Below are 26,152 nucleotides of genomic sequence, written 5' to 3' on the forward strand. Positions count from 1 at the left end.
TCCTAACAGACGGTCTAGATGCCGCCTCAATGTTTTAGCACAGCGACAATGCCGCAGCCTAATAAAGACAACAGTTTAACGACAGGAAGTCTAAGCTTAGTTGCACACCAGTGCCCTGAAGTAGGTACTCTAAGCACATCATTTTCTTCATTGGCGCCAGCACGGCCGGCGCAATAGGGCAAAGATATGCTTGCGTTGCAATGGCATAAACCGTCATCTCGAGTCACGGCGTGGTTAGCGTTAGTGGTGTTGCTCTGCGTGGTGACTATTTCGGCGATGGTGATATCGGATAGCCGCGCTCGGAAAACCGCCGACCAAGAGCTCAACACCGCACTGGTGCGAATGAGTGCGCACCGCACAGAACAGTTCTCTAGCCATTTACTGGCGCTGCGCAATGACGTGCGCTTTTTGTCACGGCTACCGCCCGTTAAAGGCATGACGCGTGCGGCATTTAACCAAGGCATTGATCCGCAATCGCAGCTCAGTAGCGCACGCTGGGCTCAACAACTTGCCGATGTTTATGGGGCCTATCTTGAGACCAATCCCAGCCTGCTACAGGTGCGTCTCATTGGCGTGCAAAATGGCGGCAGGGAGTTGGTGCGCGTGGATCGGCGCGAGGGACAATCGCAGCGAGTCGTTGGCGACCAGCTGCAAGTAAAAGAAGACATGCGCTACTTTCAGGAGACACTGAAACTCAAGCGCAATGAGATCTATATTTCGCCGTTTAATCTCAATCGTGAGTTTGGCGAAGTGGAAGAACCGCATTCGCCGGTTGTGCGCATGGCCACGCCGGTTTTTCATGCCAATGGTGAGCTCTATGCCATTGTGGTGGTGAATTATAATAGCCAAGATATTTTGGCTGCTGTAAAGGCCAAGCTGCCGAAGTATGCCCAGGCCTATGTCACCAACACCTCGGGTGATTTTATTTTGCACCCAGACCGCCATAAGACCTATGGTTTTGATTTAGGCCAACGCTACCGCTGGCAAGATATGGCGCGCCCACGCACGGAAAACGTGGCACAGCTGCGCGGTATTTCACTTTGGCAAACCGATGACTCGCATGTTTTGCGTGTCGCCAAGCGTGTGTTGAAAGTGGGGGATGGTCGCACGGCTTATGACCTGGTGTTCTTCATCACGGCCGATGAAGCCACGATTGATCACAGCATATTAGCCGCTCGAAAAACCATCTGGCTCAGCATGATCATCGTGTCGGTTGTTAGCGCTATTTTCTTGCAGCTCTATCTTCTTATTCGTCGCCGCCAGCAGCAAATTGATTTGCAGCGAAATCATCAGGCCGCCATCGTGGCTAGTGCCAGCGACGCGATTATTGTGACGACCTTGACCGGCACGATTTTGAGCTGGAACCAGGCGTCCTCCCGGCTGTTTGGCTACAGCTCAGATGAGGCGACAGGCTGTGACTTGAACGCCTTGATTTGCCCAGATGATGCCGAGGCGGCGAGTATTCAAGAGACGCTTAGTCAGGGTCACAGCGTGGCGCATTTTGTCACCAGTCGAGAGCGCAGCGATGGCGAGCTGATCTTTGTTTCCTACTCCTTGTCGCCAGTGCGTGACGTTGGCGGCGATGTCATCGCCATTGCCCATAGTCTGCGCGATATCACCCGCGAAAAAGCCGCCGAAGCCGAGGTGTTGGCACTCAACGCCAACCTAGAACAGCAAGTCCTCGATCGCACCGCCGAGCTGCAAGTGGCGAAAGAGCGAGCCGAGGTGGCCAGTCAGGCCAAATCGGCGTTTGTCGCCAATATCAGCCACGAAATTCGTACGCCAATGAATGCGGTATTGGGCATCACGCATTTGCTTGGAAAAACCAAACTCAGCGCCGACCAAACCAAATACATGGCGATGTTACGCGGCGCCGGTGAGTCGTTGCTGACGCTACTCAATGACATCTTAGACTTCTCGAAAATTGAAGCCGGCCACATGACCTTAGTGGAGGCGCCATTTCGCTTAAATGATGTGCTCAATGTGTTGGCGACGATCATGTCGGTGAATGCCGCACACAAGTCGCTTGAGTTGATCATTGGCTTAGAGCCAGAGGTAGAGACCAACTACGTTGGCGATGTGCAGCGCCTGCAGCAAGTCTTGGTCAATTTAGTCGGCAACGCGATTAAATTCACCGAGGCGGGTGAGGTGGCGTTATTGGTCGATCGCCATCGCGATAATGACTTGGGCGAGTGTTTGCGCTTTCGCATTCGCGACACCGGCATTGGGATGACTGCCGAGCAGCAAGCGGGATTATTTGCGCCATTTTCACAAGCCGATGCATCGATTACGCGGCGTTTTGGTGGTACTGGCTTGGGCCTAGCGATCTCCAAGCGCTTAGTGGAGCTGATGGGCGGCCAGTTACAGCTACGCAGCGACTACGGGGTTGGTACGGAATTCAGTTTGATAGTGCCGTTACACGCATCGCAATTGGCGCTCGATAGCTCTCGCCGTGCAGAGACGCTCGGGGATCTGCGCATTCTCGTGGTCGACGATAACGCCACCAGTTGCGAGTATTTGTGCAAAGCCATTGAGAGCTGGGGCTGGCACGCCACCGGCGTTATCAGTGGCCACAATGCATTGGCGGTGATTGCGCGCGCGCAAGCCGCCAATAACCCCTTCGATGTGCTCGTGGTTGATTGGCAAATGCCCGGTTTAGATGGCTTGGAAACCATGGCCGCGGTACGCCAATCACACCCCAATTCATCCTGGCCAATGGTCATCATGGTGAGCGCGTTTCAGCAAAGTGATTTGCAAGCCAGTGTTGAGGCGGAGCAGGTTGATGCCGTTTTAGTGAAGCCGGTTACCAGCTCAAACTTGTTCGATACATTGCATGAAGCGCTGGCGAATCAGCGTGGCGAGCAGGTTTTAGCCATTCCCGATGTGGTTGCACAACCACTCACGGGTAAGCAGGTATTGTTAGTCGAGGACAATGCCCTTAACCGCTTTGTGGCCAGCCAAATGCTCATGCAAGCTGGAGCCGATGTGCATATTGCTGAGCATGGCGAGCAGGCTGTTGAGGCCGTAGCGGCGGCGTCGGTGGTCTTTGATTTGATTTTAATGGATATTCAAATGCCGGTGATGGATGGCCTCACGGCGACGGAGCATTTGCGCCAACAGCAGCAGTGGCGTGGTCCTATTTTAGCGATGACCGCCGGCGTGCTCGACAGTGAGCGAGAGTCTTATTTGGCGGCGGGCATGAACGGCTTTATTGCTAAACCCATCATTTATGAGCAAATGATGACAACGATACTGGCAGCATTGGCGTCGCCGTTGGCCGCTACCCATCAGTCAGTGGGTGCCGTGGCGCTGCGTGAGCGGCCATTATTGCAGCAGCGCTTACCAGACTTTGATGTCTCCTCGTTAGTCGCCTTGGCACAAAACGATAAGGGTTACATCGATGCATTGGCCAGTATTGTTGCCAAGGCGGTGCGTGCCAACGTGACCCCGATCAATGAGGTGCGAGCGGCCTGGCGTGAGGGCGATGTTGAACGCGCATCGGGCCTGTTGCATAGTTTGCGCGGCTCGCTAGGCTCGTTAGGCGCGCAACGTTTTGCTCATGTCGCGCTGCAGCTGGAGCTGGCCATTAGTGCCAATGACACCGAGCAAATAGAGGCACTGTTTGATACCACCACGGCCGCATTAAGTGCCTCTCTCGCGCAGGCGGCGCGTTGGCTTGAAAGCCGTCAATAAGCCAGGAGGCGACATGATTTCAGTGGTAGCCGCGATCGCTTTGCGCGACGGTCAAGTGATGGTGGCGCGCCGCGCCATTGGTCAGCGTCAAGCGGGGCTGTGGGAGTTTCCCGGTGGCAAGGTCGAGGCAGGCGAGAGTGATGCGCAAGCGCTAGCGCGTGAGCTGCACGAAGAGCTCAATGTCGCCGCTATTATTGGCGAGGAATTTGCCCGCACGCAGTATGACTATGCCGATGGCAGCATTGAGCTGATTGGCCTGTTTACGGAGCTGCCAGATCTTGAGTATGTGCTCAGTGTGCATGATCAAATCGACTGGCTACCGATCGGGCATTTAGCCATGGTTGAGCTGGCACCCGCCGATGTCGCGTTGGCGCAACAGCTCATGCAGCGCTTCGCTTAAGTCATCCTTGCCACAGTTTTGGCAGAGATGACAGGGCGTTTTGTGTGAATTAGGTATTCCTAAGTTTCACCTATGATGTATATTGCTGCTCATAAGAAATAAAAAAAGAGTAGCCGTTATGTCGAATTGCCTTCGTCATGTTTTGGTCAGCAGCTTGCTGGTCTCTATTAGCCTAGTATCCGCCTGTGGTGGCTCATCTAGCTCACCAGCTAGCGCTACGGTGGTTACGCCGCCGCAATCGCGCGACCAAGCTCCGTGCATCGAGCCCGATGCCAATGCACGCGATAAAATTCTCTCGCAGCTCTTTCAAGCCCGCGCCGGCGACACCGTGTCGCTATGCGAAGGCCGTTTTGAGATGCCCACGGGCTTATTGGTCAATAGCAAGCGCGGCATCACGCTGAAAGGTGCCGGTAAAGACAAAACCATCCTCAATTTCGCCAACAGCGACAGTGCCGAAGGCATCAACGCCACCATGGCCGATGGTTTGGTGCTCGAAGGCTTTACCATTGAAGACACGCCCGGCAACGGTATTCGTGTGTTCCGCTCCGAATTCATCACCATCCGCGATGTGCGTACGCGGTGGCACGACGCGGCCGGCCGCGATGAAAATGATCCTGCTTACACACCACGCTCCGATGTCGGCGCTTATGGCCTCTACCCGGTAGAAACCCGCCATGTCTTAATGGAGGACTGTGAGTCGCATGGTGCCTCCGATGCTGGCATTTATGTCGGCCAGTCCAGCGATGTCATTGTGCGCAACTGCTTGGCCACCTATAACGTCGCCGGCTTTGAGTTTGAAAACACTTATCGCGCGCTGTTTGAAGATAACGTGGCCACGAAAAATACTGGTGGCTTCTTGATTTTCGACTTGCCGAACTTGCGTCAATTTGGCGAAAAAAATGTGGTGCGCCGCAATAAAGCCTTCAATAACAACACCGAAAACTTTGCGCCGCTGGGCAATATCGTCGGCCTAACGCCGCGCGGCACGGGCATGTTGGTATTGGCTTCCGACCAGCTGGAAATCTACGACAACGACATTGAAAACAACGATACCGTGGGCATTGCCGTCGTCAATTATGGTTTGGTTGATCGCAATGAGCCTGACCTGCGTTATGACTACTTCCCTGAAGGTGTGGAGATTCATAACAACCGCTTCTCCGGCAATGGCAATAACCCGCAACTGCCCAATGCTAATCGTGGCGTGGCGTCAGCCTTGCCGCTGTTATTGCGTTTGAAAAACCAAGGCCGTGGTGCGGATATTGTTTGGGATGGCGGCGAAGATATGCCCAATGACTGCACCGAATATCCCACCGACAAAGACGGTATTCGTCTCGATCAGCCCAACCCCAATGAAGATCGCTACGAGGCGCGTATTGATGAGCGTGGTCGTCCTAATTACGACCGCCCAGACATGAAGCCTAACTGCAAATTCAACGCCTGGAAGTTTGACCAAGCCGGCGCCTTGAAAAAGCCTGAAAATGGCTTGTGCTTGAGCAATAACCAGCATGATTTCAACCCGCTCAACACACCATTTCTCAATGCCGGCCTGAACCGCTCCGACCTCGGCCCTGAGTTAGTGCAGCAAATTGTTGTGCCTGGCAGTTCCAGTACGGTGCCGCATAATTGCGACTTGCCGGATAGGCCACTGCCGGTTTTGGATTTGCCCTATAAAATCGTCGCTGAAGAACAGGCGCCTGCAGCCGCAGAGGTCGCGCGCGTGTGTGGCGCTGGGCCGGTCGGTCAGGTGAACTGGGCTGCATTAGCTAAATACGACTGCCCCGAGCTGAGCCAATACGGCCTGTTTAAAGTCGCCAATGACCCCACGCAAGGCGGACAAGGTATGGGCGTGATGCCCTATGAGCTCAATAGCACGCTATTTTCCGATTACTCCAGCAAGTATCGGGTGATCTTCCTGCCGCCCAATGGTCAAGGCAGCGTTAAACCCGCCGTCTATCAAGATCAACTTAGCACCGGCAGTGTCACCGAAGGCTTGAAGTTCCCGGTCGGTACCGTGATTGCCAAGACGTTCACGTTCCGCACGGAAGATGCCCAGGGCGCGCTGTTGCGTGAGCATATTGTTGAAACACGCTTGCTGATTAAACGCAACACCGCAGCGGGTGAGACCTGGGTTGGTCTGCCGTATATTTGGCAGCAAGGAGCTGATGGCAAACCCACTAGCGCCAAGCTCAGTCTGGCCGGCGGCAATGTCGCGGTGCAGTGGGATTACCTCGATGCCAATCCAAATGTAAAGATCAATGGCGAGCGCGTCCGTTACACCGGCTCAGCGCCGAGCTATGCGCCTCCAGCGGCACTCAATTGCATCACCTGTCATGGCGGCGACGATCGTTTGGGCACCGCGCCCATTGGTCCGAAAGCGCGTAACTTAGATCGTGGTATCAATAAAGATCGCAGTGGTGAAAACCAGCTAGCCTTCATGGCCCGAAAAGGCTGGCTTACCGGCATGCCTGCTGAGCGAGAGCCGGCGGTGGCGGTCATGGAAATTCCCAGCAGTGGTGCGGGTATGCCGATGCCCAATAGTCCGCGCGATGTCCATCAGCGTGTGCGTGCCTACTTGGAAGTTAACTGCATGCATTGCCATAACCCCAATGGCGGCGCGTCGAACTCGGGCCTATCGCTCGATAGCTTGCGCACAGTTGATGTGCGCTATGGCATCTGTAAAAAACCCGTGGCTGCCGGGCGTGGTTCGGGCAATCTCAAGCACGATATCGTCTTGAGTCGCCCGGGTTCGTCGATCCTGAATTTCCGCGTCAGTTCGTCAGAGGCCGGTATTCGTATGCCGCCAATCGCCCGCAGTGTTATGCACAAAGAGGCCGTGGCGCTGATCAATGAATGGGTCGCCACCGGCTTACCCGGTGTCAACAGTGAAAACGACGACGAGATTCAAAACGAAGGCAACTGCACGGATAGCGAGCTGCCATTGTTACTGACGGAGCTGTTGCCCGCAGAACTCACCGGTGTGCTAGAAGAGATTCAAAGCGCCAGCGGCGGGGCGATCAGCCCGGCCATTGTCACCGACTTGTTGGCCAGCATCACGCAAGGGGTGAATCAGGCCTTGAGTTCGCCTACGCAACGCAGTGAGGCCGCCCGTGCGCGCTTGTCGCCAAGGCCTCCGTTGCGCTAGAGGCTAGTCGAAAAAGCCACACGCCGCCGCCTGAAAGCCAAGCAGGCGGCGGCGTTTTTTCTTATACTGCCGGCCTCGATTCTGTTCATTGAAGCCTCGCTATGACCTCTGCCCAATTGCCTATTCGCACTCGCGTTGCGCCATCGCCTACCGGTGATCCGCATGTCGGGACTGCCTACATCGCCTTGTTTAATCTGTGTTTTGCGCGCCAACACGGCGGCCAATTCATTTTACGCATTGAAGACACCGATCAGCAGCGCTCCACGCCAGAGTCGGAGCAGCAGATTTTGCAGTCGCTAAAATGGCTGGGGCTGAATTGGGATGAGGGCCCCGATATTGGCGGTCCGCACGCGCCGTATCGGCAAAGCGAGCGCAGCGCGATTTACACCGCGCACACGCAACAGCTCATCGATCAAGGTCATGCTTTTCATTGCTTCTGCAGCAGCGAGCGCCTCGATGCCCTGCGTGTTGAGCAAACCGCCGCCAAGACTTCTCTTGGCTATGATGGTCATTGCCTGCATTTAAGTTCCGCTGAAGTCGCCCAACGCCTAAGTGCTGGTGAGGCCTCGGTGGTGCGCCTAAACGTGCCACGACCTGCCGCCGATGCGCCCGCGAGCGAGCGCCTATGCACCTTCACCGATATGCTGCGCGGTGAGATTGAGATCGCTTGGGAACAGGTCGACATGCAGGTCTTAATGAAGGCTGATGGCTTGCCGACCTACCATTTGGCTAATGTCGTCGATGACCATTTAATGCAAATCACGCATGTGCTGCGTGGCGAGGAATGGATTAGCTCGGCACCGAAACATCAGCTGCTCTACCGCTATTTTGGCTGGGATATGCCCACGCTCTGCCACATGCCGCTGCTGCGCAACCCGGATAAATCCAAGCTCTCGAAGCGCAAAAACCCCACATCAATCACTTATTACGAGCGCATGGGCTACTTGCCACAAGCATTGGTGAACTATCTCGGCCGCATGGGCTGGTCGATGCCAGATGAGCGTGAGCAGTTCACCTTAGACGAGATGATTACGCACTTTGATGTCTCGCGCGTGTCCTTGGGTGGCCCGATTTTTGATGTCGAAAAGCTCGCTTGGCTCAATGGCCAGTGGATTAAAGCCTTGCCAGCGACCGATTTTGTCGCAGCCTTTCAGCAATGGGTCACGCCAGCGTATTTGGCGCGCGTGGCCAGTCAGATCCAAACGCGTGTGCAAACGCTATCGGAAGCAGTGGATTGGGCGGGTTTCTTTTTTGCCGGCTCGGTGGGCCTCAGCGCCGAAAAATTGCAGCATAAGAAGCTCTCGCCCGAGCAGATCAAACAGCTCTTGCAGCTGAGCTTGTGGGAGCTTGAAGTGTTGCAGCGCTGGGAGCATGACACCATCTCTGCGCTGATGCAGCGCCTCAGCGAAGCCCTAGGGCTGAAAATGCGCGACTTTATGGCGCCATTTTTTGTCGCTATGGCGGGCTCGCCATCGGCGCCGCCGATCATGGAGGCGATGGCCATCATGGGGCCGGACATGACGCGCGCGCGGCTGCGCGATGCCATTGCAGTGCTTGGTGGTGTGTCGAAAAAAGAGGCGAAGGCGCTGGAGGCACAGCTCGCGGCATTTCGCCGGGGCGAGTCGCTAGTTGAGGCCTCTACAGAAGGCTAAACCTCGCCATAAAACGCTAGTCGAGCTGCTCGCGCCGCAGCAGCTCGGCTTTATGGGCAACCCCCCATTTGTAGCCGCCCAATCCTCCATCGCTAGCCACCACGCGGTGGCAGGGCACGACCAAGGCAATGGGATTGGCACCGCAAGCACTGGCTGCCGCTCGAATGGCTTTCGGTCGGCCAGCCTGCGCCGCTAGCGCTTTATAGCTAATGGTTTGCCCGCGCGGGATGCGACACAGCGCCTGCCATACCGCCTGCTGAAACGCCGTGCCGGGCAAGGCTAAGGGCAGGGCGATGGTCGCCGGCTCACCTTTGCTCATTGCCGCAATGGCTTTCGCGGTGGCTTGATGCGCGCGTTGTTCATCGGCGCTCATCGGCAAGCACTGAGCTTTGGGATGCTCCGACTGCAGGCCGGCGATCAGCTCCTCATCGCTTGCACTAATAATCACTGAGGCGATACCTGCGTCACCGACCGCTAGTAGCAGTCGGCCAGCGGCGCCATCGAAGCAGTGGTAGCGCAGCGTCACGGCAGTTGCTTGCTTGGGCTGTGGTTTAGACACTGCAGTGTTCAGCGTTGGGTTCATGGGTGGCGGCCTGTGTCGTCTCGGTAATCAGTCGTCCCCAAGCCGATACCACGGCTTGAATGCTCGCCAAGGTGGTGTCATTGGCCATGGCGCTGGCAATGATTGTGCGCTCGCCCTGACGAATTTGCACGCAGGCGAGCGCCTCGGCGGCGGTGTTATCGCTCAAGCTAAATTCATCGAAATGCTCCACGCTGGCCGCCACGCCGGCATATTGGCTTAAGCCATTGATCACCGCGGAGATTACGCCATCGCCCATGCCGACAATATGCCGCGTGCCGACCTCGGCTTCGATGCGGACTTGGCCATCGCGGCGATGCGCTTGGTAGTCGCTGACCTGCCAGCCTGTCGGCACATTCAAGCAGTGCTCATCAAACAAGTGGGCAATGCGGCTGGCGTCGATCTCGCCACCGCTGGCTTCAGCCGCCGCCTGCACGCGCTTGGAGAAGGCAATTTGCATCCAGCGCGGCAGCGTGATGCCCACGTGTTGCTCGAGCACATGCAGCACGCCACCTTTGCCCGATTGCGAGTTGATGCGCACGACCTCCTCGTAGCGCCGGCCTAAGTCACGCGGATCGATAGGCAAATACGCGACATCCCACGGCGACGCCGCGCTAACCGGCGCGCGCTGGCGGTTTAAGCATTTGCGAATAGCATCTTGATGGCTGCCCGAAAACGCCGTGAACACCAGCTCGCCAGCATAGGCGTGGCGTGGGTGCGTGGTGATTTCAGTGACCGCCTCGACGGTCTCAATGATGTCGCGCATATCGGATAAATCCAGTTCAGGATCAATGCCTTGGCTGTAGAGGTTCATCGCCATGGTGACCAAGTCCATATTGCCGGTGCGCTCGCCATTGCCGAGTAATGTGCCTTCGACGCGATCGGCACCGGCCATCACGCCAAGTTCCGCCGCGGCAACGCCACAGCCGCGATCATTGTGTGTGTGCAACGATACGCAGACATGCGCGCGCTGGGTCATGTGCTCAATCATCCACTCCACGCTATCGGCAAAGACATTCGGCGTGCTGATCTCCACCGTGGCCGGCAAGTTGATGATCACCGGCTGGCCTTGTGCAGGCTGCCAGACCTCAATCACGGCATTAACAACCTCGGCGGCGACCGGCAACTCGGTGCCGGTGAAGCTCTCTGGCGAATATTGAAACGTCCATTGTGTCTCTGGATGCTGGGCGGCGTGTTCGGCTACGCACTGCGCACCGGCCACGGCAATGGCTTTGACGCCGGCGACATCGGTCTGAAAAACCTGCTCGCGCTGGATTTTTGAGGTGGAGTTATAGACATGCACAATGGCTTTCGGCGCCCCACGCAACGACTCATAGGTGCGCGCAATCAGCTCGGGGCGCGCTTGCGTTAACACCTGAATGGTCACCGTATCGGGGATACGCTGCTGTTCTATCAACGCGCGCACAAAGTCGAAATCGGGCTGTGACGCTGCGGGAAAGCCGACTTCGATTTCGCGAAAGCCACAGCGCACCAAGCATTCAAACAGGCGAATTTTTTGCGCCACGGTCATTGGTTTCACCAAGGCTTGATTGCCATCGCGCAGATCCACGGCGCACCAGCGTGGCGCCTGCGTGATGACCTGGTTTGGCCATTGCCGCTGTGGGCGCGCGAGCACCGGAGCAGGGCGGTACTTGCGATGATCAAATGCCATGATGATGTCCTCAATAATCCAGGGTATGGCGCTTAGTGTAGGCGTGTATCGGCGCAATTGTTGTGCTTTAGTGTGCTTGATAGCGGCTTAATTAGTGATATATTGCTTAAAATTAAATATTAATAGATAAATATAGTGCAATGAATGATAAGCAAAACAATTTGGATAAATTCGACAAACACCTCTTGGCGCTCTTACAGGCCGATGGCTCGCTGAGTAATTTGCAGCTTGCTGAACGTGTTGGTCTCTCACCATCGCCGTGTTTGCGCCGCGTCCAAAAACTCGAAGCGCTTGGCGTGATTACCGGTCGTCATGCCTTGCTATCGCCGAAAGCTTTGGGCTTAGGCCTCACGGTGATGATTCAAATCAGCATGGATAAGCACACGCCCGAGCGATTTGCGCAGTTTGAGGCCACGGTCTCAGGCTTTAATGAAGTGCAGCAGTGCTACTTGATCACCGGCCAAAGCGCGGATTATTTGCTGAAAGTGGTGGTGCCGGACATGGATCGCTATCAGGATTTCTTGCTCAATAAGCTCACGCGCATCGACGGGGTCAGCGGTGTGCATTCGAGCTTTGTCATGCGCCGCGTGGTCGACACCACGGCCTTACCCTTGCAGTATGTCTAGTCCTGCAACACAGAGGAGGGCTTATGAAGACGCTATTAATTGTTGCCCACGCGCCATCAACCAATATGCAGGCCTTGGTCGACGCTTTGCAGGCAGGCGCCAATGACAGCGCTATTGACGATGTCCAGGTGGTGCTGGCCGAGGCGCTGCAGGCCACGCCCGAGCAGGTCCTAGCCTGCGATGGCATTGTGTTGTTTACGCCCGAGAATCTCGGCTATATGAGTGGTGGCATGAAGGATTTTTTCGACCGCTGCTATTATTCGGTGCTCGAGCATAAGCAGGGCTTGGCCTGTGCGCTGCTGATTCGCGCAGGCTCCGATGGCACTGGCACGCGGCGCGCCATTGAGTCGATAGTCACCGGCTTGCGTTGGCAATGGGCGCAAGCGCCGCTGACGTGTCGTGGCGACTGGCAGCTTAAGTTTGTCGAGCAGGCGCGTGAGCTTGGCATGGGCATGGCGGCGGGGCTGTCGGCGGGTATTTTTTAGGCGGTTTACGCGTGTTTTGCTCGCGTGTTAAGCAAATACAGCGCGAACTGTGCAAAGCGTGTGCATATGGTCATTAAAATGCAAAAGGAGTGTTGACAGCATCTGGCCTGCTCAATAAACTGCGCGCCTCGAACAGCAGCAAGCACCCAGTCGCTGTTTGAAGCGTGGGGCTTTAGCTCAGCTGGGAGAGCGCTACAATGGCATTGTAGAGGTCAGCGGTTCGATCCCGCTAAGCTCCACCACTTTGGCCCCATCGTCTAGCGGTTAGGACATCGCCCTTTCACGGCGGTAACCGGGGTTCAATTCCCCGTGGGGTCACCACACAAGAAAAGCCCGGCTCGTCAGAGTCGGGCTTTTTTGTTTCTGGGCTACGCGCCACATTCTTCACGCTCAATACGCATCTGTCCTTGACTTTCCAGTCACGAACTTGTGTCATTCGCCAACCGTTTCTGTCAACGGATGTCACATAGGGATTACTCATGTCGTATCGTTCTGCTTTTCGTGCCGATTTATTTGCCGGCCAAACTCATCTTGTTACTGGTGGCGGCTCTGGTATTGGCCGCTGCTGTGCGCACGAACTCGCCGCCTTGGGGGCCAATGTGGTGCTTATTGGCCGTAATGTGGAGCGTCTAGAAGCCACGCAAGCGGAAATTATTGAAGATGGCGGCAAGGCCAGCTTTTATAGTGTCGATATTCGCCAAGAAGCCGATGTGCGCGAGACGGTCGCCAAAATTGTCGCGGAACACGGCCGCATTCACGGCTTGGTCAATAACGCCGGCGGTCAATTTCCAGCACCGCTCATGCGCATTTCGAAAAATGGCTGGGATGCCGTGGTCAACAGCAACCTCACCGGCGGCTTTTTGATGGCCCGCGAGGTCTTGAACCAATCCATGCACGAGCACGGCGGCTCGATCGTCAACATCATTGCCGATATGTGGCGCGGCATGCCTGGCATGGGCCATTCCGGCGCCGCTCGCGCCGGCATGTTGAGCTTTACCGAAACGGCTGCGGTGGAGTGGGCGTCGTTTGGCGTGCGCGTCAATGCCGTGGCGCCAGGTTTTATTGCCTCCAGCGGCATGGACCGCTACGACCCCTCATTTGCTGAGTTCGTGGTGCCACAGATGCGCGGCACTATTCCCTCAAGCCGCATGGGTGATGAAGACGAAGTCAGCAGCGCCATTACCTTCTTCTTATCGCCCGCGGCGTCTTACACCACGGGTGCTTGTCTGTGTGTTGATGGCGGCTCATCGCTCAATACCAAGCTGTTTCCGCTCAGCGATCATGCGCGCATGCCTGAGCAGAAGGCTTTTCATCGTGCCGTTAAGCCGCAGGCGGTGTTGCGCACCCTGAAAAAAGACGCATGAACACGCTGTGGCCGCAATGGCAAACGCGCGATGACGGCTTGCATATCGCCATGGGCTTTGCCAACTTCGATGCCGTGCAGGGGTTTGTCACTGAGCTAATGGCCTGGGCGCAGCGCAATGATCATCACCCCGAGGTAAGCTTCGGCTACGCGCAGGCCACGGTACGCTGGTTTAGCCACGACGCCGGAGCCATTACCGAGCGCGATCAGCGTGCGGCGCGCGCCACTCAGCAGCTGATGACCACCTGGGGTGCTACGGTCAGCTAAAGCAATCGGTTACACTTCGATCTTTGCGGCTGTATTAGCCGGGATGGGAGTCGCCGCGTGACGCATACCGAAGCCTTCTTGAAAGACCTCGCCATCATCATGATGGTGGCGGGGTTTATCACCTTAGTTTTTCACCGTTTCAAGCAACCAGTGGTGCTCGGTTACATCCTCGCTGGCATCATCATTGGCCCGCATACGCCACCATTTCCGCTGATTTCCGACCGCGACACCATCCAAACGCTGGCTGATTTGGGCGTGGTGTTTTTGCTGTTTTCATTAGGCCTTGAGTTTAATGTGAGTAAGCTGAAAAAAGTCGGCGGCACGGCGTTAATTGCCGGTACGGCGGAGATCAGCCTCATGCTCTGGGCCGGCTACAGCCTTGGCCGCGCCTTTGGTTGGAGCGAGATGGACGCCATCTTTTTAGGCGCCATGGTCTCGATCTCATCCACCACCATCATTGTCAAAGCTTTAGATGAGCTCAAGCTCAAGCGCGAGCGTTTCGCGCAATTCATTTTTGGCGTGCTGATTGTCGAGGATATTCTCGCCATTGCCATGATTGTGTTGCTGTCCGGCCTCGCGCTGACCGGCGAAGTGAGTGTGAGCAGTGTCGCCAATACGCTCGGGCGCTTGAGTATTTTCTTGGTGGTGGCGCTGCTGCTGGGCCTGCTGCTGGTGCCGCGACTGTTGTCGGTGGTGGCGCGCTATCAAAGCAAAGAGATGCTCTTGGTGTCGGTATTGGGGCTCTGTTTTGGCTTTTGCTTATTGGTGGTGGAGCTCGGCTATAGCATGGCGTTGGGCGCCTTTGTCATGGGCGCGATTATTGCCGAGTCGAAAGAGATTCATGTCATTGAGCGCTTGGTCGAGCCCTTGCGCGATATGTTTACGGCGATTTTCTTTGTCGCCATTGGCATGCTGGTCGACCCCAGTGTGCTGGTCGAATACTGGTTGCCTATCTTGGTGATTACGGCCGTGGTGGTGCTTGGTAAAACTACCGCCAATACGCTTGCCACCATTGCCACCGGGCATGATGCGCGCACCTCACTCAAGGTCGGCATGGGCCTGTCACAGATTGGCGAGTTCTCGTTTATTATTGCCAGCCTTGGCGTCACGCTTGGTGTCACCAGCGGCTTTCTCTACCCTGTGGTGGTGTCGGTGTCGGTACTAACGACCATCCTCACGCCGTATTTGATTAAAAACTCAGACTTCGCCGCGTCGACGCTGCGCAATTTAGTGCCGAACTCGCTGCAAGGCAGCCTCACGGCCTATGAGAATTGGCTCGGCAGCATAGGCTCAAGCGCGCAGGAAAATCAGGTGTCGGCGTTTATTCGGCGCATATTGCTGCATGTGGTGCTGAACTTCTGCGTGATTGCCGCCTTGTTTTTGGCGGGCGCGGCATTGGTGGCGCACAGCGATATCACGCAATGGATGGCGCTGCTGCCGCCAGACTGGCACAGCACGGTGTTTTGGGCAGCGCTCTTGATTATTGCCATGCCATTTATGGTGGCAACCTACCGCAAGCTGGAGGCGCTGGCGATGATTCTCACTGAGCTCGGTGTCGGCGTGGCCACGACACCATCGCGCGTGGCCTTGCACCGTTTGTTTGCGCGCGCATTGCCGACCGCGTCATTGGTGGCGATGCTGCTATTGATCTCGGCACTCAGCTCGATTATTTTGCCGCCGCTGCATTTATTCGTTGCGGTGCTGGTGCTGGTGCTCATGCTGGCCTTGGCGTTGTGGCCGCGCGTGGTGCGCTGGCATTCGCAGTTGCAGGTGGCGTTGCGGGAGACCATTGCCCAGCAAGCCGATGACCCAAAATAACGAGACACTGAGATGATTACCGAGCAAGGATTTAGCGGTCATGGCCGTGGCTTTTTAAAGGCATTGCTGATTGAGCTGCTGCTCTATGTGTTGATTGCGACGGTGGCGGTAGGCCTCGGTGGCTCGCTGCTGAGCGTAGTGCTCAGCTGTATTGGCGTGTTTGCCTTGCTGCGTTTGCTGATGGTCATGGGCAATGTCATCCCGACGTATAAACACCGTTCGCCGCTGCGGGCTGAGCACGAAATCGGCTGTTTCACGACGCTGGCCATGCTCTTGCGCGAATGGTGGGCGGCGCTACTGACCTATCCGTTTTTGTTTGCCTTGGAGCCGTGGTTGGTGCCGACCAATCCACCGCGGGGCGCAATGCATCGCGGTGAGCCGATTGTCTTGGTACCTGGCTTTTTCACCAATCGCGGCTATTTGTGGGCATGGCGCCGATTTTTAATTAAGCAGGGCTATGGCCAAGTGTATGCGGTGAGCCCTGAGCCAATTTTTCACAGCGTGGAGAAAAACGCCGAGCATTTGGCACGCTTTGTCGAGGAAGTCTTGGTCGATACCGGCGCAAAGCGCGTGATCTTGCTTGGTCATTCCATGGGTGGCTTGGTGATTCGCCTGTATTTGCATCGCTTTGGCGGCATGCCCAAGGCCGCGCTAGCCGTGGCGGTAGGCTCGCCGTTTAGTGGCACGGTGCTGGCAGAGGGCAAAGAAGGTCTGGGTCCTATTGTCGCGCAATTAACGCGTCGTAATGCTTGGGCGATGGAACTCTTGCGTGAAGTAGAAGCCGCGCCATGCCCAATTCCATTTGTCAGCGTGTGGTCACCGCACGACACCATTGTTGCCCCGCAAAACACCTCGATGGTGGCGCCCCACTATGGCCAAAATATTACGTTACCAGGCGTTGGTCATATGGAAATGGTCAACTCGCCGCAGGTCATGCGTGTGCTTAAGCAAACGCTCGACGAGTTTCATGACGAGCGCGGCAATTAAGCCCGTCAGTGCCTTTGCAGGCGCAGATGATTTCTCTATACTGCTGCCTCGCTTAAGGCTCCGCGCCTCACGCGCTATGGTGACCCTGCCGGTCTCCTCGCACGATAAAACAGTCAATCCCGCCAGGTCCGGAAGGAAGCAACGGTCGCTGTCGAGTTGGTGCCGAGGCCGGGCTGGTAGGGTTGCCACCCAACCTCTCGCTAGCACTTTCTTATGATCCCTGTTGCCATCATTGGTGGTGGTCCTGCGGGTCTGATGGCCGCTGAGCAGCTCGCGCAAGCGGGTATTGCCGTCGCTATTTTCGACACCATGCCCTCGCTTGGCCGGAAATTATTGCTCGCCGGCATTGGTGGTTTGAATATCACGCACAGTGAGCCAGCGGAGCCATTTTTGCGCCGTTATGGCGACGCGCAGGCGCCGCTCGCGCCGCTCATCGCCGAGTTTGGCGCCGATGCGTTGCGCGAGTGGGTGCATGCGCTGGGTATTGAGACGTTTGTGGGCAGCTCCGGGCGTGTCTTTCCGATCGAAATGAAAGCCGCACCATTGCTGCGACGCTGGCTCAATCGTCTGCGCGGGCACGGTGTCTACGTACACACGCGCCATCGCTGCGTGGGCCTCGTGGCCAACGCCACACAAGGCTACACGTTGGACTTTCAAACAGCCGATGGGCCGCGACAAATTGAGGCGCAGGCGGTCGTGCTGGCATTGGGCGGCGCGAGCTGGTCACGCCTCGGTTCCGATGGTGCTTGGCAGCAGTGGCTGGCGCCGCTTGCTATGCAACCCTTACGGCCAGCCAACTGCGGCTTTCATTGCCAGCACAGTGCGACCACGCAAGCGCTGGCGGGCAGTCCGCTGAAAAATATTACGTTGCGACTGCCTTGGCTCGACGAAGTCCAACGGGGTGAGGCCGTCGTCACCTCGTGGGGTATTGAGGGCGGTGTCATTTATGCCCACAGCGCGATGATTCGCGCGCGCATTGAGTCTCATGGCGTTGCCGATATTGTGCTTGATCTATTGCCCGATCAGAGCCACGCATCATTGCTAGCGCGCCAGCAACGCGCCAACCCGAAACACAGCCTGACTCGGCAGTGGCAGGGCATGGGCTTGACGGGTGTGAAAGCAGCCTTGGTGCGCGATACGCTGGCGCGTGGTCATTGGTCGGATGCTGCAGCGCTCATTAGCACAATAAAATCGCTGACATTACGGCTCACGCAGGCAAGACCGTTGGACGAAGCCATTAGTACAGCCGGTGGACTGTGTTGGACGGAGCTCACGCCAACGCTAGCGGCGAAGCGCTATCCTGGCGTGTTTTTTGCCGGTGAAATGCTCGATTGGGAAGCGCCAACCGGTGGCTATTTGCTCACTGCCTGCTTCGCTACTGGTCGGCAAGCTGGCCTTTCTGCGTTACGTTTTCTGAGCAGATAACTTGAGCCAAGGCGGTGTCAGAGGGTATAACAAGCATCCACTTTTTAATTGGACGGAGTTAATCATGGTTGATGTCGATGCTTATCAAAAGAAATTGAGCGCTCAACTTAACGAGTGGAAAGCTCAAACAGAGCAGTTAAAAGCCCGCGCTGAAGGTGCTGGCGCTGATTTGCAGCTTGAGCTAAATAAGCAGATCGAAAATCTGAAAGGCCTCCAAGCCGACGCGCATAGCAAGTTTGAAGAAATGCGTAACGCCGGTGAAGAAAAAGCCAATGAGTTGAAGTCCATGGTTGATGGCATGGTCGGTGAAATTGGTGACACCTTGAAGTCGCTGGGTTCACGCTTGAAAAAGTAAGTGACCCGATAAAAAAGCCGCCATTGAGGCGGCTTTTTTATGGCAAAAAGCCAATATGGCGAATAAAGCCGCGCATTGCTTTCAAATAGCGGCCTTTGTCGAAGTGCACGAGGTGATTGCCCGGAAACCAATGTAAGCGGCAGCGCTGCCAATGCTCCCAGAGTATGTGGGTATGTTTTGGCGGCGCTAAGCGATCGCCAGCGCCGGCTATGAGCATCAGTCGTTGGCGAGGCAGTTTCGGGGCAAAGCTCAAGGCTGATTGTACGGCAGTGGCGGCACGCGCATCGGTAATACTCATGCCGGCGAGCTTTAAGCCGGTGCGCACGATGATGCTGGTGGGAAACCATTCGAGCATGATATCCATAATGCTCACCACCGGCACATTTGGCACGCAAAATGCCAGTCGATCCTCCACACACGCGAGCAGTGCCGCGGTATAGCCACCTAAGCTAATGCCGGTGACGCCCATTTGTGGCACGCCTTGATCTTCCAAATAGTCCATAAAGACACGAATGTCGTGAATGGCATGTGCCATGGTCTCACTCATGTGGCAAAAGCCATGTGAAAAATAGCCGTGTCCGCTAAATGGCGACAAGGGTCCTTGGCGCTTGCCATGAAAGGGCAGTGTGACCAGCAAAATATCGTAGCCCTGCTCGTAGAACCATGGCATCGCGAGAAAGCGGCTATTGAGCCAATACGGGTCGGCGGTGAAGCCATGCACAACAATGATGGTGGCTCGCGGTCTATCGCCGTGCTGCCAATGCTCCGCCCATGCCGTGGCATTGCGGGTGTGCCGCGCGTAGGAGGCACGCAATGCCGGGTTGACCGGCTCGAAGGCGCTATCAAAAGACAGTAAGTCGATGTGGCCGGAGGGCAGGCGGTATTGCAAGCAGGTGGTTTTTTGTTTGCGTAGCGTCACGCCACGGGCGGGGCGCTGATAAAAACGCGCGGCATCACCTTGTCGTGCGATGGCCTCATAAAATCCGCGTTGCTCGCGATCAATGGCCACTTGTGTGGGTTTGAGTGTGGACGGAATGGCCAGCAGGCCGGCCATGGTGGCGAGCCCAGTGCGAAGCACATTGTCGATTTGCTTGGTGCCGGCGACCATGAGTTTTGCTGTGCCGCTAAGCGTGAAGTCATCTTGCCATTGCGAAAAATCTTCCGGCAAATGCTGCCACCAAGGCGAGCCGCTGATAATTTTGCCAGCGCGCCGATAGGTTTGATTGGCTATACGCGAAACGCGATGGGCGGGAGATACCATGAGCTATCCGTCACAAATAAAAATCCGATGCAGACGGTAGCGACTGATGAGTCATAGAGCAAGGCCAGCGCGTGGGAAAGTCGCAGAAAAGCTTGGGGTCGACTCATGCATCCGCTACGATAGCTGCAGATCCTTTTCATGAGATGCGTCGCTATGAGCTATCACGTCCTAGCCCGTAAATATCGCCCGCGCTGCTTTCAAGAGCTGGTAGGGCAAGAGGTGGTTGCGCGCGCGTTGAGTCATGCGCTTGAGCAAAATCGCCTGCATCACGCCTATTTATTTACCGGCACGCGGGGCGTCGGCAAAACCACCATCGCGCGTATTTTGTCACGCTGCTTAAACTGCGAAGTTGGCATCAGCGCGAACCCTTGCGGCGAATGCAGCACCTGCCGTGAAATCGATGAGGGTCGCTTCGTTGACCTCATTGAGGTTGATGCGGCCTCGCGAACCAAAGTCGAAGACACGCGCGAGCTCCTCGATAACGTGCAGTACGCCCCCACGCGCGGGCGCTATAAGGTCTATCTCATCGATGAGGTACACATGCTGTCTGGGCATTCGTTTAATGCCCTGCTGAAAACCCTGGAAGAGCCGCCCCCCCACGTGAAGTTTTTGTTAGCGACTACCGATCCGCAAAAGCTGCCAATAACGATTTTATCGCGTTGTTTGCAGTTTGCATTAAAGCCCATGACCCCGGAGCGTGTGGTTGGCCATTTGCAGCAAGTCTTGGCGGCTGAGCAAATAACTGCCGATGATGCGGCATTGTGGCTATTGGCGCGCGGCGCGCAGGGCTCCATGCGTGATGCTTTGTCGCTGACCGATCAAGCCATTGCGTTTGGTCATGGCGCCTTGGTCGAGGCAGATGTGCGCACACTGCTTGGCAGTATTGATCGCGACGTCGTGTTTCGTGTGCTCGATGCCTTGCTCGCTCACGATGCCGCGGCGGTGCTCGCCGTGGTCGCTGGCATGGCCGAGCAAAGTATTGATTTTGCTGGCGCGATCAGCGAGCTCATTAGTGTCTTGCATCGTTTGGCCGTGGCGCAAGCCGTGCCACAAGCGATTGATAATAGTGAGGGCGACCGCGAGCGACTGTTAGCCATTGCGCAGGCACTCACCGCCGAGGACTTACAGCTTTACTATCAAATGGCGCTGCATGGGCGTCGCGATTTGCCCTTAGCCGTTGATGCGCGCTCGGGTTTTGAGATGACGTTATTGCGCATGCTCAGCTTCCGTCCTGATACGCGCTCGCCAAGCGCGAGTCCTGCCGGCAGTAGCGATGCGCAGAAAGCGGGCGCTGCGGTGTCCGTCGTGCCATCGGTGCAGGCCGCACCCATCGTGACTGCGGCCCCCGTATCCATGCCTGAGCCTGTCATTGCGTCTGTTGCTGCACCTGTTGTCGCGCCTGTTGCCGCACCGACAGCGCATACACCAGCCTCCGAGGTTGCCGATGCGCATCCGCAATCTCGCTTAATGGCCGGCGACTGGTCTGCCGAAGCCTGGGCGCAATGGGTTGAGCGATCTGGCCTCACCGGTGCGCCGCTGAATCTCGCGCGCCACACGTATTTGCATCAACAGCCCAATAGCGCCTGGGAGCTGCGGTTAGCGCCACAGTTTCAAATGCTCGCGGGCGGACAAGCATTCCCACCACTGCAGCAGGCATTAGCGCGGGATTTTCCCGCGCAAGCCATTCATATGTCGATGGTCGATCCAGAGGTGGAGACGCCGATTCAGCGCCGACAGCGCTTGCTTGCTGCGCGCCGAGCCGCCGCCGAAGATGCCCTACGCAACGACCCCGTGGTGAAGGCATTAGAAAGTACCTTTGAGGCGCGACTAATTCCTGAGTCGCTGACCTTGACGCATTAACCAGTAACCAGAGATATTTTTATGAATATGCAGCAAATGATGCAGCAAGCTCAGCGTATGCAAGAGCAAATGCAAAAGAAAATGGAAACCGCCAAAGCTGATTTAGCCGCTGCCGAAATTCATGGCGAGGCCGGCGCGGGCTTAGTCAAAGTCACCATGAATGGTCAGCATGACGTGAAGCGCATCAGCATTGATGACAGCTTAATGAGCGAAGACAAAGACATTCTGGAAGATCTGATTGCCGCCGCCGTTAACGACACGGTACGTAAAGTCGAGGCCGCTAGCCAAGAAGCCATGGGTGCAGCGACCAGTGGTTTGGGTCTGCCGCCTGGCTTTAAGTTGCCGTTCTAAGCCATGCTCAGCCCTCTGATCAGCGAGCTGATTGATGCGCTACGGATTCTTCCCGGTGTTGGCCCAAAGTCAGCGCAGCGCATGGCCTTGCATTTATTGGAGCGGCAACGTCCCGGCGGTTTGCGACTCACAAAGGCACTAGAAAGCGCGTTGCACCGCGTGGAGCATTGCCGCGACTGCCGTATGTTGACGGAGCAGGCCGTGTGCCGTTTGTGCCAAGATGGGAGCCGCGATGATGGCGCATTGTGCGTAGTCGAAAGCCCAATGGACGTCATCGCGTTGGAGCAAAGCGGCTGTTTTCGTGGCCGCTATTTCGTATTGCTTGGGCGCCTATCACCGTTGGATGGTATTGGTCCGCAGGAGCTCGGGCTGCCGCAATTGATTTCGCGTCTGCGCGATCAGCCCAGTATCACTGAGTTGATTATTGCGACCAACGCCACGGTTGAGGGCGAGGCAACGGCGCATTATTTGCGTGAAGCCACGCGCGCTTTGCCGCTCACGGTGAGCCGCATTGGCCATGGCGTGCCCATGGGGGGGGAGCTCGAATTTGTCGATGGCAATACCCTCACACACGCCTTGAGTGGCCGCCGCCCCGTGCCTTGAGCGCGTTTATTAGGTAAGTGTTTATGCGCTGGCAGACCCGAATCACCTCGCTATTTGGCATTCGTTATCCGCAGATTTGCTCCGGTATGACCTATGTGTCAACGGCGGAGCTCGCCGCGGCGGTGAGTAATGCCGGTGGTTTAGGGCTTATTCAAATTGGTCATCTCAGCCCGGCTCTGGCGCGAGAGGAAATTCAGCGCGCCCGAACATTGACCGATAAACCCTTTGGCGTGGGCTTGGCGCTGATCATGCCGGGTGCGCATGAAAACGCGGAAGTCGCTCTCGATGAGCGGGTGCCCGTGATTAATTTCTCGTTGGGCAAGGGCGATTGGCTGTGCCAGCGAGCACATGCCTATGGTGGGAAAGTGATTGCCACAGTGGTCACCGAGCGCCATGCCATCGCCGCCGAGCGCGATGGCGCCGATGCGCTATTAGTCACGGGCCATGAAGCCGCGGCACACGGTGGCGATGTCACCACGATGGTTCTGGTGCCGGCAATTCGGCGCGTCAGCACGCTACCTATTATTGCCGCCGGCGGTATTGCCACTGGCCAGGGGCTTGTTGCAGCGCTGGCATTAGGAGCGGATGCCGTGGCCATGGGCACGCGCTGGGCGATGACGCAGGAAAGCCCAGTGCATGCAAAAACCCGCGAGTTGATTGCGACAAAGTCAGTGAGCGACACGCTCTACACTGCGAATTTCGATGGCATGGCTTGCCGCATCATGGATACGCCGACTGCGCGAGCCGCGGCGCGCAAGCCGATGAGCCCGTGGCGCGCACTATGGGCGGCATTACAGCTCATGCGTGAGCAGGGCACGCCGGTGCGTCAGGTGGTTGCCAATTTTCGCCGTCATGGCGCATTGGCCACACTGCAGCTGAGTTTTTTTGCCGCGGCCGTGGAGCGTATTCGCCTCGCGATTCTCGACGGCGATCATCAGCGCGGCGTGCAGCTGATTGGCCAGGCGCAAGGACTCATTGACGATGTGCCCAGTTGTGAGACGCTCATGCAGCGCGTCATGCAAGAGGCTGACAGCGGCTTCACGGCGATCAGCGCGCAGGCCGGCAACGCTGACGCTGCTGTGGCGCAAGTAACCCGCTAAGACGAGACGACTATGGATGCCTTAACCGCGATTCACACACGCCGCTCATTGCCTCGCTTGGCGTTGCCCGTGCCTTCGGCTGCGCAACTGGCGGGTTTATTTGAGGCGGCGGCGTGCGCACCCGACCACCGACTGTTGCGGCCATGGCGTTATTTAGTCATCAGCGGTGATGGCTTGGCGCAGCTTGGTGCTGTTTTCGTGGACGCTATTGCCCAGCAAGACCCCGTACGTGCAGCCGCAGAGGGCGAGCGTTTTCGGCAAATGCCGCAGCGTGCGCCGATGATTATTGTGGCGATCTTAAGTATTGAAGATCACCCCGGTGTGCCTGAATGGGAGCAGTGGTTGAGTTTGGGTGCATCGGTGCAAAATTTGCTGTTGGCCTTGCATGCACAAGGCTTTGCCGGCATGTGGCGCACGGGCGATATGGCCACCAATACGCATGTTTGCTCGGCACTCGGCCTGGCGGCGCATGAGCGCATTGGTGGGTTGATTTATGTGGGCAGTGCCGTCGCCGATAAAGCGGCGCCTGCCGCCCCCAAGTCTGTGTGGTCGCAATGGCCCGCGCTGTGACGAAGTCAACACTGCAGCAGGCACAAGGCCATTGGCTAGACGTGCGCGATACCATCCCCATGCTCAGTTATATGGCCACCGAGTTGACGTATTGGGATGGCCAAACGCTAACGATCGCGGCGCCATTGGCACCGAATAGCAATGATAAGGGCACAGCGTTTGCGGGCGCATTGGCGACGTTAGCAACGGTAACTGGTTGGGCGGCATTAACGTTGTGGGCTAGGGCGGCGTATGTGCCGTGCTGGGTGGCGGCGGCGGAGTCACACACGCGATACACAAAGCCCGTGATGGGTGACTTTCAGGCGGTGGCAACGTTGCCGTCAGCCGAGGATTTAGCGGGGCTACAAGCGCGCATTGCCAGTCATGGCCGCGGGCGAGTGAGTGTGGCGGTGATTATTGAGTGTGCGGGCGAAGAGGCGTTAACGTTAACCGCGAGTTACGCGGTGTGGCCTGTAGCGCGTGAGCCATGATGGCTCACGACAAACTTAAGCGGCTTGGCGGCTATCGGGGAAATGGCAGCGTTTGGCTAACTCGGCACAGGCCTGCTGAATCATTTCTTCAGTGATCGCAATTTCACGGCCTTGATCATCAACCAGTGCAGCAAATTGAAAAGCATTGCTGTATTGATGGCTGTCATTGTGATGTTGAGTCGTTGTATTCATGGGGCACCTCGTGCGTTTCCTTGAGTTCAATATAATCAGTACCCCTTAGTGCGTCATGGACTTTCATTCGTTAAATGTAACCATCTATGAAATCATTTCAGACTGTTTCAGAAACACCGAATAAGCCGAGTTTACGGCTAGGGTTATTGATTAACCCTTACGCTGGCGTTGGTGGGCCGTTGGCGCTGAAAGGCAGCGATAGCTTACCGGCGGCGGTGCGCAACAGCTTACATGCGCAAGTCGCGAGCAGTGATGCACCGGCACAACAACGTGTTGCGCAATTTCTGCAGGCATTAGCCACTGAGCCGCTGAGCCTGCAATGGGTCAGTGTTGATGGACCCTTAGGAGGCGCTGTGTTAGCGCAAGCGGGTTTGCGTTTTGAGGCCGTCAGCGTGGCGGTTGAGCAGCCCAGCACAGCGGCAGACACACAGGCGCTAGCGTGTGCTATTGCTGCTGCCGGTGTGGATTTGCTGATTTTTGCCGGCGGCGATGGCACGGCGCGCGATATTTGCGATGCGATTGGCATGCGGCTGCCGGTGCTTGGCTTGCCGGCGGGCGTGAAAATGCACTCGGGCGTGTTCGCGATTAATCCGCAAGCCGCCGCGACAGTGGTTGCTGACCTTCAGCAGGGGCGCTGGGTGGCGCTGGATACCGCCGAGGTGCGCGACATCGATGAGGCGGCCTTGCAGAAAGGTCGTGTTATCGCCAAGCATTTTGGCGAAATGCGCGTGCCCATTGCGGCAAATCAATTGCAACAGGTGAAATGTTCGGGCTTGGAGGTGGAGGCGTTAGTGGTGGCAGAAATTGCCGCTGATGTGACCGAGTCGATGCCCAGTGGTCAGCTTTACGCGCTTGGCCCAGGCACCACGGTGGCGGCAGTGGCGGCGGCGCTGGGTGTGGCGAATACCTTGTTAGGCTTTGATTTAGTGCGCGATGGCGCACTGGTATTAGCAGACGCCACCGCTGAGGATTTATGGCAACACGCGCAGCGCGAATCGTTGCGCGTGATCATCACACCAACGGGTGGCCAGGGCAGTCTCATTGGTCGTGGTAATCAGCAATTGACTGCAACTTTGCTACAAAAAATAGGCCGTGATGCATTGCAGGTCTTAGCCACGCCGGCCAAGCTAACGGCACTCTCGGGACGACCTTTACGCTTAGATACGCACAACGTTGAGTTGGATCGCGCGTGGTCGGGTCTTTGGCCTATTACCACGGGTTATCAGCAAGCGGCGCTGTATTCGGTGTCAGGTTAACCGCTGATTTATTACATTTTTCCG

At 56.7% G+C, this 26,152-nt stretch carries 23 protein-coding genes, 2 tRNA genes and 1 other RNA gene; 22 read left to right on the forward strand and 4 right to left on the reverse strand.

The window, feature by feature from the left end; genetic code table 11:
• Window positions 1-186: 186 nt before the first annotated feature.
• The 4 genes from DFR26_RS08960 to gltX all read left to right on the forward strand — a co-directional run bounded on the left by DFR26_RS08960 (window position 187) and on the right by gltX (window position 8,887).
• Entirely contained in the window at window positions 187-3,693 is a 3,507-nt protein-coding gene (locus DFR26_RS08960) for a response regulator (RefSeq protein ID WP_116208637.1), read from the forward strand.
• A gap of 13 nt (window positions 3,694-3,706) precedes the next feature.
• Window positions 3,707-4,093, forward strand: a complete 387-nt coding sequence (locus tag DFR26_RS11285; protein WP_116208638.1) for a (deoxy)nucleoside triphosphate pyrophosphohydrolase — start codon at window positions 3,707-3,709, stop codon at window positions 4,091-4,093.
• Window positions 4,094-4,211: 118 nt separating this feature from the next.
• Window positions 4,212-7,235 carry a parallel beta-helix domain-containing protein gene (locus tag DFR26_RS08970; protein WP_116208639.1) on the forward strand — a complete coding sequence of 1,008 codons (3,024 nt, stop codon included), beginning with the start codon at window positions 4,212-4,214 and terminating at the stop codon, window positions 7,233-7,235.
• 116 nt (window positions 7,236-7,351) lie between these two features.
• The gene (gene gltX, locus DFR26_RS08975; RefSeq protein WP_245953062.1) at window positions 7,352-8,887 is read left to right on the forward strand and encodes a glutamate--tRNA ligase; all 1,536 of its coding nucleotides are present in this window, start codon (window positions 7,352-7,354) and stop codon (window positions 8,885-8,887) included.
• Between the two features lie 16 nt (window positions 8,888-8,903).
• Here gltX and DFR26_RS08980 read toward each other — a convergent pair whose 3' ends face one another.
• Window positions 8,904-9,446, reverse strand: a complete 543-nt coding sequence (locus DFR26_RS08980) for a methylated-DNA--[protein]-cysteine S-methyltransferase (RefSeq protein WP_181899032.1) — start codon at window positions 9,444-9,446, stop codon at window positions 8,904-8,906.
• The gene (locus DFR26_RS08985) at window positions 9,439-11,145 is read right to left on the reverse strand and encodes a 2-isopropylmalate synthase (protein ID WP_425453366.1); all 1,707 of its coding nucleotides are present in this window, start codon (window positions 11,143-11,145) and stop codon (window positions 9,439-9,441) included. The genes DFR26_RS08980 and DFR26_RS08985 overlap by 8 nt, the downstream gene beginning before the upstream one ends.
• Window positions 11,146-11,279: 134 nt before the next feature.
• On the opposite strand from DFR26_RS08985, the gene DFR26_RS08990 reads away from it, so the two are divergent.
• The 11 genes from DFR26_RS08990 (at window position 11,280) to DFR26_RS09040 (ending at window position 18,465) form a co-directional block, all read left to right on the forward strand.
• Window positions 11,280-11,765: an Lrp/AsnC family transcriptional regulator gene (locus DFR26_RS08990; protein ID WP_116208643.1), complete on the forward strand. Its 486-nt coding sequence runs from the start codon at window positions 11,280-11,282 to the stop codon at window positions 11,763-11,765.
• A gap of 23 nt (window positions 11,766-11,788) precedes the next feature.
• Window positions 11,789-12,250 (forward strand): flavodoxin family protein, encoded by a 462-nt coding sequence (locus DFR26_RS08995; RefSeq protein ID WP_116208644.1) that lies wholly within the window; start codon window positions 11,789-11,791, stop codon window positions 12,248-12,250.
• A gap of 166 nt (window positions 12,251-12,416) precedes the next feature.
• Window positions 12,417-12,492: transfer RNA gene (locus DFR26_RS09000), tRNA-Ala, on the forward strand.
• Window positions 12,493-12,496: 4 nt separating this feature from the next.
• Window positions 12,497-12,571, forward strand: a tRNA-Glu gene (locus DFR26_RS09005).
• Window positions 12,572-12,729: 158 nt separating this feature from the next.
• Window positions 12,730-13,614 carry an SDR family oxidoreductase gene (locus DFR26_RS09010; protein WP_116208645.1) on the forward strand — a complete coding sequence of 295 codons (885 nt, stop codon included), beginning with the start codon at window positions 12,730-12,732 and terminating at the stop codon, window positions 13,612-13,614.
• On the forward strand, window positions 13,611-13,880 hold the full coding sequence (locus DFR26_RS09015) for a 4a-hydroxytetrahydrobiopterin dehydratase (RefSeq protein WP_116208646.1): 270 nt from the start codon (window positions 13,611-13,613) through the stop codon (window positions 13,878-13,880). The genes DFR26_RS09010 and DFR26_RS09015 overlap by 4 nt, the downstream gene beginning before the upstream one ends.
• Window positions 13,881-13,937: 57 nt before the next feature.
• A complete protein-coding gene (locus DFR26_RS09020) occupies window positions 13,938-15,698 on the forward strand; it encodes a cation:proton antiporter (RefSeq protein ID WP_245953052.1) in 1,761 nt (586 codons plus the stop codon).
• 12 nt (window positions 15,699-15,710) lie between these two features.
• Window positions 15,711-16,685 carry an alpha/beta fold hydrolase gene (locus tag DFR26_RS09025; protein ID WP_116208647.1) on the forward strand — a complete coding sequence of 325 codons (975 nt, stop codon included), beginning with the start codon at window positions 15,711-15,713 and terminating at the stop codon, window positions 16,683-16,685.
• An 86-nt stretch (window positions 16,686-16,771) separates the two neighbouring features.
• An RNA gene (gene ffs / locus DFR26_RS09030) (signal recognition particle sRNA small type) lies at window positions 16,772-16,867 on the forward strand.
• Between the two features lie 31 nt (window positions 16,868-16,898).
• Window positions 16,899-18,110 carry a BaiN/RdsA family NAD(P)/FAD-dependent oxidoreductase gene (locus DFR26_RS09035; RefSeq protein WP_116208648.1) on the forward strand — a complete coding sequence of 404 codons (1,212 nt, stop codon included), beginning with the start codon at window positions 16,899-16,901 and terminating at the stop codon, window positions 18,108-18,110.
• A 64-nt stretch (window positions 18,111-18,174) separates the two neighbouring features.
• Window positions 18,175-18,465, forward strand: a complete 291-nt coding sequence (locus tag DFR26_RS09040) for a sll1863 family stress response protein (RefSeq protein WP_116208649.1) — start codon at window positions 18,175-18,177, stop codon at window positions 18,463-18,465.
• 37 nt (window positions 18,466-18,502) lie between these two features.
• Here the strand turns inward: DFR26_RS09040 and DFR26_RS09045 are convergent, their stop codons facing one another.
• Window positions 18,503-19,726, reverse strand: a complete 1,224-nt coding sequence (locus DFR26_RS09045; RefSeq protein ID WP_116208650.1) for an alpha/beta hydrolase family protein — start codon at window positions 19,724-19,726, stop codon at window positions 18,503-18,505.
• Between the two features lie 153 nt (window positions 19,727-19,879).
• Between DFR26_RS09045 and dnaX the strand changes: the two genes are divergently transcribed.
• From dnaX to DFR26_RS09075, 6 genes are read left to right on the forward strand one after another with little or no spacing between them, the layout of a single operon-like run.
• Window positions 19,880-21,586, forward strand: coding sequence for a DNA polymerase III subunit gamma/tau (dnaX, locus tag DFR26_RS09050; RefSeq protein WP_116208651.1), 1,707 nt, complete (start codon window positions 19,880-19,882; stop codon window positions 21,584-21,586).
• 21 nt (window positions 21,587-21,607) lie between these two features.
• Window positions 21,608-21,937 carry a YbaB/EbfC family nucleoid-associated protein gene (locus tag DFR26_RS09055; protein ID WP_220375761.1) on the forward strand — a complete coding sequence of 110 codons (330 nt, stop codon included), beginning with the start codon at window positions 21,608-21,610 and terminating at the stop codon, window positions 21,935-21,937.
• A 3-nt stretch (window positions 21,938-21,940) separates the two neighbouring features.
• On the forward strand, window positions 21,941-22,540 hold the full coding sequence (gene recR, locus DFR26_RS09060) for a recombination mediator RecR (protein WP_116208652.1): 600 nt from the start codon (window positions 21,941-21,943) through the stop codon (window positions 22,538-22,540).
• Window positions 22,541-22,563: 23 nt separating this feature from the next.
• Window positions 22,564-23,640, forward strand: coding sequence for an NAD(P)H-dependent flavin oxidoreductase (locus DFR26_RS09065; protein ID WP_116208653.1), 1,077 nt, complete (start codon window positions 22,564-22,566; stop codon window positions 23,638-23,640).
• 12 nt (window positions 23,641-23,652) lie between these two features.
• A complete protein-coding gene (locus tag DFR26_RS09070; protein WP_116208654.1) occupies window positions 23,653-24,210 on the forward strand; it encodes a nitroreductase family protein in 558 nt (185 codons plus the stop codon).
• Window positions 24,207-24,680 carry a YiiD C-terminal domain-containing protein gene (locus DFR26_RS09075; protein ID WP_181899033.1) on the forward strand — a complete coding sequence of 158 codons (474 nt, stop codon included), beginning with the start codon at window positions 24,207-24,209 and terminating at the stop codon, window positions 24,678-24,680. The genes DFR26_RS09070 and DFR26_RS09075 overlap by 4 nt, the downstream gene beginning before the upstream one ends.
• A 15-nt stretch (window positions 24,681-24,695) precedes the next feature.
• Here DFR26_RS09075 and DFR26_RS11100 read toward each other — a convergent pair whose 3' ends face one another.
• Window positions 24,696-24,872 carry a PA1571 family protein gene (locus DFR26_RS11100; protein WP_181899034.1) on the reverse strand — a complete coding sequence of 59 codons (177 nt, stop codon included), beginning with the start codon at window positions 24,870-24,872 and terminating at the stop codon, window positions 24,696-24,698.
• Window positions 24,873-24,958: 86 nt separating this feature from the next.
• Here DFR26_RS11100 and DFR26_RS09080 point away from each other — a divergent pair, with 86 nt between their 5' ends.
• Window positions 24,959-26,128 (forward strand): ATP-NAD kinase family protein, encoded by a 1,170-nt coding sequence (locus tag DFR26_RS09080; RefSeq protein ID WP_116208656.1) that lies wholly within the window; start codon window positions 24,959-24,961, stop codon window positions 26,126-26,128.
• Window positions 26,129-26,152 lie beyond the last annotated feature (24 nt).

Source organism: Paraperlucidibaca baekdonensis, assembly GCF_003387535.1.
Lineage (GTDB): Bacteria > Pseudomonadota > Gammaproteobacteria > Pseudomonadales > Moraxellaceae > Perlucidibaca > Perlucidibaca baekdonensis.

Excerpts from the sequence above, each read along its gene's own strand:
- DFR26_RS08960 (WP_116208637.1), top strand. The coding sequence starts at position 187 with ATGCTTGCGTTGCAATGGCATAAACCGTCATCTCGAGTCACGGCGTGG.
- DFR26_RS11285 (WP_116208638.1), top strand. The coding sequence starts at position 3,707 with ATGATTTCAGTGGTAGCCGCGATCGCTTTGCGCGACGGTCAAGTGATG.
- DFR26_RS08970 (WP_116208639.1), top strand. The coding sequence starts at position 4,212 with ATGTCGAATTGCCTTCGTCATGTTTTGGTCAGCAGCTTGCTGGTCTCT.
- DFR26_RS08990 (WP_116208643.1), top strand. The coding sequence starts at position 11,280 with ATGAATGATAAGCAAAACAATTTGGATAAATTCGACAAACACCTCTTG.
- DFR26_RS08995 (WP_116208644.1), top strand. The coding sequence starts at position 11,789 with ATGAAGACGCTATTAATTGTTGCCCACGCGCCATCAACCAATATGCAG.
- DFR26_RS09010 (WP_116208645.1), top strand. The coding sequence starts at position 12,730 with ATGTCGTATCGTTCTGCTTTTCGTGCCGATTTATTTGCCGGCCAAACT.
- DFR26_RS09015 (WP_116208646.1), top strand. The coding sequence starts at position 13,611 with ATGAACACGCTGTGGCCGCAATGGCAAACGCGCGATGACGGCTTGCAT.
- DFR26_RS09025 (WP_116208647.1), top strand. The coding sequence starts at position 15,711 with ATGATTACCGAGCAAGGATTTAGCGGTCATGGCCGTGGCTTTTTAAAG.
- DFR26_RS09035 (WP_116208648.1), top strand. The coding sequence starts at position 16,899 with ATGATCCCTGTTGCCATCATTGGTGGTGGTCCTGCGGGTCTGATGGCC.
- DFR26_RS09040 (WP_116208649.1), top strand. The coding sequence starts at position 18,175 with ATGGTTGATGTCGATGCTTATCAAAAGAAATTGAGCGCTCAACTTAAC.
- DFR26_RS09045 (WP_116208650.1), bottom strand. The coding sequence starts at position 19,726 with ATGGTATCTCCCGCCCATCGCGTTTCGCGTATAGCCAATCAAACCTAT.
- dnaX (WP_116208651.1), top strand. The coding sequence starts at position 19,880 with ATGAGCTATCACGTCCTAGCCCGTAAATATCGCCCGCGCTGCTTTCAA.
- DFR26_RS09055 (WP_220375761.1), top strand. The coding sequence starts at position 21,608 with ATGAATATGCAGCAAATGATGCAGCAAGCTCAGCGTATGCAAGAGCAA.
- recR (WP_116208652.1), top strand. The coding sequence starts at position 21,941 with ATGCTCAGCCCTCTGATCAGCGAGCTGATTGATGCGCTACGGATTCTT.
- DFR26_RS09065 (WP_116208653.1), top strand. The coding sequence starts at position 22,564 with ATGCGCTGGCAGACCCGAATCACCTCGCTATTTGGCATTCGTTATCCG.
- DFR26_RS09070 (WP_116208654.1), top strand. The coding sequence starts at position 23,653 with ATGGATGCCTTAACCGCGATTCACACACGCCGCTCATTGCCTCGCTTG.
- DFR26_RS11100 (WP_181899034.1), bottom strand. The coding sequence starts at position 24,872 with ATGAATACAACGACTCAACATCACAATGACAGCCATCAATACAGCAAT.
- DFR26_RS09080 (WP_116208656.1), top strand. The coding sequence starts at position 24,959 with ATGAAATCATTTCAGACTGTTTCAGAAACACCGAATAAGCCGAGTTTA.